We start from the raw sequence: 672 nt of genomic DNA, 5'->3' as shown, positions 1-672 counted from the left end.
GTTTGATTCAGGCTCGGGTACATGGAGTTTTGTGCCGTCAATTAGCTTACCTATTTTTAATATGGGACGTAACCAAGCAAATCTTGATGTAGCAAAAGCCGATCAAGCAATTGCAGTGGCAACGTACCAGCAAAAAATTCAAAATGCGTTTCGCGAAGTTGCCGATGCACTTGCTGACAGAGAAGGTTACCAAGAGCAATTAAGTGCGCTTGATATGCTTATAAATAGCCGACAAATCACGTTTGATTTATCAAAAATGCGTTACGAAAAAGGCGCAGATAGCTACTTGCAAGTACTTGATGCTCAGCGTACATGGTACGGCGCACAACAACAGTTAATTTCGGGTCAGCAAGCGTATCTTGCAAGCCAAATTAACTTGTACAAAGCGCTTGGTGGCGGATGGAACGTAACCAGTGAAACAGCTCAGGTAGAGAAATAATATTTGCGGCTTTTAAAGCCGCATTACATATTTACATGGCAAGACTATTTATAGCTCTTGCTTTACTGGGTTTATGACTTGGTAGTGGAGTTGAACATGAAGCCTAAAGCAAAAAGGCAAACAGATCCCGCGATAGCACTGGCTAGGCGAGAGCAAATATTAACAGCTGCTGCAGAGTGTTTTCGCCGAAAAGGTTATCACGGTGCAGGTATGGCTGAAATATCTAAAACGGC

General features: G+C 42.9%; 1 protein-coding gene and 1 pseudogene (1 of these 2 only partly in view). Both read left to right on the top strand.

What is annotated here, in order from left to right:
• Positions 1 to 439 (top strand): annotated as a pseudogene (locus L654_RS01000000125775) (efflux transporter outer membrane subunit) (it extends 972 nt beyond the left edge of the window).
• 96 nt (positions 440 to 535) lie between these two features.
• A partial coding sequence (locus tag L654_RS0108510; protein WP_029753547.1) for a TetR family transcriptional regulator occupies positions 536 to 672 on the top strand: 137 nt, incomplete at its 3' end.

It is taken from the genome of Pseudoalteromonas sp. TAB23 (assembly GCF_000498075.1).
GTDB lineage: Bacteria > Pseudomonadota > Gammaproteobacteria > Enterobacterales > Alteromonadaceae > Pseudoalteromonas > Pseudoalteromonas arctica.
The sequence above is the reverse complement of the archived record's forward strand: the minus strand, read 5'-3'. Positions and strand labels throughout refer to the sequence as shown.